This is a genomic window from Microbacterium sp. K24 (assembly GCF_004794465.1).
Lineage (GTDB): Bacteria > Actinomycetota > Actinomycetes > Actinomycetales > Microbacteriaceae > Microbacterium.
The window spans coordinates 1-5,660 of sequence record NZ_SSDJ01000025.1; the positions used below are offsets into that span (position 1 = coordinate 1).

8 protein-coding genes and 1 pseudogene are annotated in these 5,660 nt (G+C 69.0%); 4 read left to right on the forward strand and 5 right to left on the reverse strand.

The window, feature by feature from the left end; genetic code table 11:
* The 4 genes and pseudogenes from DW306_RS00870 to DW306_RS00885 form a co-directional block, all read left to right on the forward strand.
* Window positions 1-237, forward strand: a pseudogene (locus tag DW306_RS00870) (single-stranded DNA-binding protein); the annotation flags it as partial.
* 58 nt (window positions 238-295) lie between these two features.
* Window positions 296-550 (forward strand): 30S ribosomal protein S18, encoded by a 255-nt coding sequence (gene rpsR / locus DW306_RS00875; protein WP_017829850.1) that lies wholly within the window; start codon window positions 296-298, stop codon window positions 548-550.
* Between the two features lie 11 nt (window positions 551-561).
* The gene (gene rplI, locus DW306_RS00880) at window positions 562-1,014 is read left to right on the forward strand and encodes a 50S ribosomal protein L9 (protein ID WP_136053767.1); all 453 of its coding nucleotides are present in this window, start codon (window positions 562-564) and stop codon (window positions 1,012-1,014) included.
* A 142-nt stretch (window positions 1,015-1,156) separates the two neighbouring features.
* Window positions 1,157-1,888 carry a GntR family transcriptional regulator gene (locus tag DW306_RS00885; RefSeq protein ID WP_136053768.1) on the forward strand — a complete coding sequence of 244 codons (732 nt, stop codon included), beginning with the start codon at window positions 1,157-1,159 and terminating at the stop codon, window positions 1,886-1,888.
* A gap of 303 nt (window positions 1,889-2,191) precedes the next feature.
* Here DW306_RS00885 and kynU read toward each other — a convergent pair whose 3' ends face one another.
* The 5 genes from kynU to DW306_RS00910 form a co-directional block, all read right to left on the reverse strand.
* Window positions 2,192-3,469: a kynureninase gene (gene kynU, locus DW306_RS00890; RefSeq protein WP_136053769.1), complete on the reverse strand. Its 1,278-nt coding sequence runs from the start codon at window positions 3,467-3,469 to the stop codon at window positions 2,192-2,194.
* Window positions 3,466-4,494 (reverse strand): amidohydrolase family protein, encoded by a 1,029-nt coding sequence (locus DW306_RS00895; RefSeq protein ID WP_136053770.1) that lies wholly within the window; start codon window positions 4,492-4,494, stop codon window positions 3,466-3,468. The genes kynU and DW306_RS00895 overlap by 4 nt, the downstream gene beginning before the upstream one ends.
* A gap of 6 nt (window positions 4,495-4,500) precedes the next feature.
* The gene (locus tag DW306_RS00900; protein WP_136053771.1) at window positions 4,501-5,028 is read right to left on the reverse strand and encodes a 3-hydroxyanthranilate 3,4-dioxygenase; all 528 of its coding nucleotides are present in this window, start codon (window positions 5,026-5,028) and stop codon (window positions 4,501-4,503) included.
* Entirely contained in the window at window positions 5,025-5,480 is a 456-nt protein-coding gene (locus DW306_RS00905; RefSeq protein ID WP_136053772.1) for a RidA family protein, read from the reverse strand. The genes DW306_RS00900 and DW306_RS00905 overlap by 4 nt, the downstream gene beginning before the upstream one ends.
* Window positions 5,477-5,660 (reverse strand): hypothetical protein (locus tag DW306_RS00910; RefSeq protein WP_205814063.1); only part of this gene is annotated, 184 nt, incomplete at its 5' end. The genes DW306_RS00910 and DW306_RS00905, both read right to left, overlap by 4 nt.

Consider the following 5,660-nt stretch of genomic DNA (forward strand, 5'->3'; position numbering starts at 1 on the left):
CAGCGCACCGCGATCGAGCTGGAGGTCGACGAGATCGGCCCCTCGCTCCGGTACGCGACCGCGCAGGTCACCCGTGCGGCGTCGACCGGCGGTGCCGGCGGTGCCGGTGGTCCCGGCGGCGGTCAGTCCCGTCCCGCGCAGCAGGTGTCGGAGGAGCCGTGGTCCACGCCCGGCTCGTCGACCAGCGCGGATGCCTGGAGCACTCCGGGCAGCTTCGGCGACGACACTCCCTTCTAAACAACTTCTGGATCCGCTGCCCTCGGGCACGGCATCCGCTCATCATTAAGGAAAACCAATGGCTGGAAAGTCGAGCGGCGACCGCCGCAAGCCGCGGAAGGGTGGCAAGCCCACCGCTCCCGCGAAGTCCATCCGGGTCGGTGTCATCGATTACAAGGATGTCGCCACCCTCCGCAAGTTCGTCTCGGAGCGCGGCAAGATCCGCGCCCGTCGTATCACCGGTGTCTCGGTGCAGGAGCAGCGTCTGATCGCCACGGCGATCAAGAACGCGCGCGAAATGGCGCTCCTGCCCTACGCTGGCGCCGGCCGGTAAGGGGTATCGAGATGGCAAAGCTGATTCTCACGAACGAGGTCGCCGGGCTGGGTAGTGCCGGAGACGTCGTCGAGGTCAAGAACGGGTACGCCCGCAACTTCCTCATCCCGCAGGGCTTCGCTACGGCGTGGACCCGCGGTGGCGAAAAGCAGGTCGCTTCGATCCAGGCCGCGCGTCAGGCACGCGCGATCCACGATCGTGACGACGCTGTCGCACTGAAGAACGCTCTCGAGGGCACCAAGGTGCGTCTCGCCGTCAAGGCGGGCACGTCCGGTCGCCTCTTCGGTTCGGTCAAGACCGAGCACGTCGCCGACGCTGTCGCGGCTGCCGGTCTCGGTGCGATCGACAAGCGCAAGGTGCACATCACCTCGCCGATCAAGGCGACGGGTGACCACGAGGCCACCGTTCGTCTGCACGACGACGTGACCGCAGTCATCACGCTGCAGGTCGTCGCCGCCAAGTAACACCTCTCGAACGCCCCCTGCCTCGGCTACTGCCGGGACAGGGGGCGTTCGGCGTTCCGGGGGAGAGACGGATGCCGAAACACAGGGCAGATTCTGGATCCAGAATGCAGAGTTCGGGACCCTGATCCGATAACCTCGCTGCATGGTGCAATCAGGAAACGCGGCAGCGTCGCCGCAGGAACGGGCGGATGCGCTGCAGAAGCTCGCCCAGCGACACGGAGCCGGATACCGCTCGGTCGGCGCGATGGCCTACGACATCATCCGCGACGCGATCCTTGACGGCACGCTCCCTCCCGGGATGAAGCTGCGGCAGGAGACGCTCGCCGAGTCCATCGGCATCTCGCGACTCCCCATCCGCTCGGCACTGATCCAGCTCGAGGCCGACGGGCTCGTCGTCTTCCACGCCCGCCGCGGCGCCATGGTGCGTGCTCTGTCGGTCGAGGAGGCGAGCGAGGTCTATCACCTGCGCACGCTGCTCGAGAAGGAGGCGCTGCGCCTCGCGATGGCCGAGATCACCCCGGAGCGCATCGCCCGTCTCCGCGAGCTCGCGAAGACGGCGGACGGCATCTCCGAGGGCGGCGAGTTCGTCGAAGCCCGCACCGAGTACTACGCCACGCTGTACGACGCGCAGTCGCGTCCGGTGATGTGGGAGATGATCGAGCAGCTCCGCCTGAAGCTTGGCCGCTACGTTCTCGGCTGGCGGCTCGTCTCGCCGGGCTCCCACGACCACTCGCACGGCGAGCTCATCGACGTGGTCGCGACCGGCGACGTCGACGAGGCTTTGCGGGTGCTCGAGTCGCATCTCGACCGCGTGCGGGACGGCGTGATCGCTCTGCTCACCGAGGCCGCCGCGCACTCCGGCGACAGCGCCTGACCGCGCTCCCGGCATCCGCTCTCATCGGCACGCCGGATACATCTGAAGGTTGAGATCACACCTGCAGGTCCGGATGCCGTGATCCGACCTGCATCCGTCCATCTCGCCTGCAGGTGTGCAGACCAGCGCCGTGCGATGCCGCGGCGCTCCCGGCATCCGCTCTCATCGGCGCGCCGGATACGCCTGCAGGTTGAGATCACAGCTGCAGGTCCGGATCTCGTCATCCGACCTGCAAATGTCCATCTCGCCTGCAGGTGTCACGGCAGGACGAGCGGATGCTGGAGCGCCAGGTGACGGCGCCGCTCAGGTGACGGTGCCCCGGCGTGCGAAGCGCGGTTCGCGCCACACCTCGCCGTCGAGCACGCCCTCGAGCGTGTCGACGGCATCCCACACGTCGACGAACGAGGTGTAGAGCGGAGTGAAGCCGAAGCGGATGAGGTCGGGCGCGCGGAAGTCCCCGATCACGCCCCGCTCGATGAGCGCCTGCATGATCTCGTAGCCCGACCCGACACGGAGCGAGACCTGGCTGCCGCGGCGCGCCGGCTCCCGCGGGGTCACGACCTCCACGCCCCACCGCGGGGTGAGGCGCGCGTCGACGAGCGAGATGAAGAGCTCGGTGAGGCACAGGCTCTTCTCGCGCACGGCGTCGAGGTCGACCTCGGACCAGAGCCGCAGGCTCACCTCGAGCGCCGACATCGACAGCAGCTGCGGGGTACCCACTCGGAACCGCTCGACACCGGATGCCGGGGCGTAGTCGACCGTGAAGTCGAAGGGCTTCGCGTGTCCGTGCCACCCGGTGAGGGCGGGCCGCGCATCGGGCAGGTGCTGCTCGGCGACCCAGATGAACGACGGCGAGCCGGGCCCGCCGTTGAGGTACTTGTAGGTGCAGCCGACCGCGAAGTCGGCATCCGCCCCGACCAGGTCGACGGGCACCGCGCCGACGCTGTGGCACAGGTCCCAGACGACGACGGCGCCGACCGCGTGGATCTTCCGCGTGACCTCGGCCATGTCGTGCATGCGTCCGGTGCGGTAGTCGACGTGGGTGAGCAGCACGATCGCGACGTCGTCATCGAGCACGTCGTCGAGGGTCGGACCGTCGTCGGCGATGAGACGGCGCTCCAGCGGACGGTCGCCGCCGAGCAGCTCCTGCACGCTCTCCAGCACGTAGAGATCGGTCGGGAAACTGCCGCGCTCGGCGACGATCACCCGGCGCCCGGGGCGCAGCCGGGCGGCAGCGACGGTCGCCTGGAAGATGCTCGACGAGGTCGAGTCGCCGAGGACGACCTGCCCGGGGCCGGAACCGAGGAGGGGCGCGACCAGGTCGCCGACGGTCTGCGGCTTCGCGAACCAGCCGGCATCGTTCCAGCTGCGGATCAGCCCGGTTCCCCACTCCTCGGCGATCACCCGCTGGACGTGCGCTGCCGTGTCGCGGGGCAGTGCGCCGAGCGAGTTGCCGTCGAGATAGACGACGCCCTCGGGGAGCGCGAACCGCGAGCGGAACCGGGCGAGGGGATCGGCATCGTCGAGGGCGACGCAGGTCTCCCGGTCGATCGTGGGCCTGCCGACAGCGGGCGTGGTCATGCGGAGGGGCTCCGTTCGCTGGAGAGGTCGACGTCGCGCCCGAGGAATCGCAGGGCGTTGTCGCGGCGGATCGCGTTCTTCTGGGCGTCGTCGAGGAAGACGGCGCGGTCGACGACGCTGCCCACCGGACGTTCGCCCAGCGGGTACGGGTAGTCGCTGCCGACCATCACCTGACTCGCGCCGAGGGTGTCGACGAGCACGCGCAGAGCGGTCGGGTCGAACACGACGCTGTCGACGCTGAAGCGGTCGAGGTAGGCGGAGGGAGGTCGCTCGCTCACGCCGATGAGGTCGGGCCGCTGCTGCCACGCGTTCTCGAAGCGTCCGAGCCAGAACGCGAACGATCCGCCGCCGTGCGCGAAGGCGAGCCGCAGCGTCGGGGGTACGCGATCGAAGACGCCGCCGAGGATGAGGGCGATGATCGACAGGTGGGTCTCGGCGGGCATGCCGGTGAGCCAGCGCGCCATCCACCGGTCCAGACGGGGCGAGCCGGGCATATCCCACGGATGCACGAAGACGGGGATGCCGCTGTCGGCGCAGTGCTGCAGGAACGTGACCATGCCGGCGTCGTCGAGGTCGCGGTCGCCGACATGGTTGCCGATCTCGACGCCCGCATGCCCGGAGGCGATCGCACGATCGGCCTCGGCGCAGGCGGCATCCGGGTCCTGCAGCGGCACCTGCGCGAACGGGATCAGCCGGCCGGGCGCGGGGGCGCAGATCTCGAGGGCCAGATCATTGAAGATGCGCGCGACCTTCACCGCTTCGGGGCCGGACTTGTCGTACGAGAAGAAGAGCGGGGTCGGCGACACCACCTGCACGTCGACGCCGTCGGCGTCCATGTCGGCGAGGCGCAGCGACGCGTCCCAGCAGTCGGCGCCCACGCGACGGAACTCGGCGTCGCCGAGCATGATCATCGCGTCGCGTTCGGAGTCGACCCGCAGCGTCGGCCAGACTCCCGGCCCGACCTGCGTGGACAGGTCGGGCCAGGAGCTCGGCACGAAATGCGTGTGGACGTCGATCGTGCCCACAGAGATTCAGCCCTTGCCGGGGTGGACGGTGCCGCAGTTCGGGCAGGTCCGGCCCTCTTCGCTCTCGTAGAACTCGCGGAACACGGGCGGCAGGTCTTCGACGATGTCGCGCACCTGCAGCTCGACCTCGTGCACCTTGGTGTCGCAGTTCGGGCAGAACCAGGCGAACTTCTCGAGCGTGCCCTCTTCGCGGATGCGCTCGATCACGATGCCGATGGACCCGGCCTCCGGGCGCTGCGGGGAGTGGAAGACGTTGCCGGGAAGCAGCCACATCTCGCCCTCGCGGATGTCGATGCGCTGCGGTCCATCCTCGGTCATGAGGTTGACGTGCATGTTGCCGCGGTACTGGTAGAACCACTCCTCGTACGGGTCGAAGTGGAAGTCGGTGCGCTGGTTCGGACCGCCGACGACCTGCACGATGAAGTCGCCGATCGGCGTCCAGGCCGCCTTGTTGTTGACCGGCGGCTGCAGGAGATGCTCGTTCTCCTTGATCCATGCGGGGAAATCGATGACGGGTGGGATGGTGGTGCTCATTTCTCCTCCTCGAGAGTGGCGATGGTGTCGTTGGGTTCGGGGCGTCGCGCGATCGCCTGGATCTCGATGCGCAGATGCGGATGCGGGAGGGCATGCACGGCGACGGTGGTGCGCGCGGGCCCCTGCTCATCGAAGTACTCGGCCCAGACGGCGTTGTAGCCGGCGAAGTCGTTCATGTCGACGAGGAAGGTCGTCGCCTGCACGAGGTCATCGAGTCGGCAGCCGGCGGCGTCGAGCACCGCGCGGATGTTCTCGATCACGGCTCGCGTCTGCACGGCGATGTCGAGTCGCGTCGCGCCGAACTCGTCGGCTTCTGCACCGGCGATCGTGTTGTCGGGGCGCCGGCTCGACGTGCCGGAGACGAAGACGAGATCGCCGGAGACCTTGGCGTGCGGGAATCGTCCGCGCGGGGTCGCCTTGCCGTCGACGAGGATGCCACGTGAATCGGTCATCGTGATCCCTCCTCGGCAGCGGGTGCTCCGTCGAGAACGCGGATGCCGACGCGTCCGAGTCCCGCGATCGTCGCCTCGACGACTCCGGAGTCGGGGAGCGGCACGGCGGCCGTCGCCGCACCCGCGAGCAGCACCGTGCCGGCGCGCAGGGCGAATCCGTGGCGCACGGCGAGGCGAGCC

Excerpts from the sequence above, each read along its gene's own strand:
- rpsR (WP_017829850.1), top strand. The coding sequence starts at position 296 with ATGGCTGGAAAGTCGAGCGGCGACCGCCGCAAGCCGCGGAAGGGTGGC.
- rplI (WP_136053767.1), top strand. The coding sequence starts at position 562 with ATGGCAAAGCTGATTCTCACGAACGAGGTCGCCGGGCTGGGTAGTGCC.
- DW306_RS00885 (WP_136053768.1), top strand. The coding sequence starts at position 1,157 with ATGGTGCAATCAGGAAACGCGGCAGCGTCGCCGCAGGAACGGGCGGAT.
- kynU (WP_136053769.1), bottom strand. The coding sequence starts at position 3,469 with ATGACCACGCCCGCTGTCGGCAGGCCCACGATCGACCGGGAGACCTGC.
- DW306_RS00900 (WP_136053771.1), bottom strand. The coding sequence starts at position 5,028 with ATGAGCACCACCATCCCACCCGTCATCGATTTCCCCGCATGGATCAAG.
- DW306_RS00905 (WP_136053772.1), bottom strand. The coding sequence starts at position 5,480 with ATGACCGATTCACGTGGCATCCTCGTCGACGGCAAGGCGACCCCGCGC.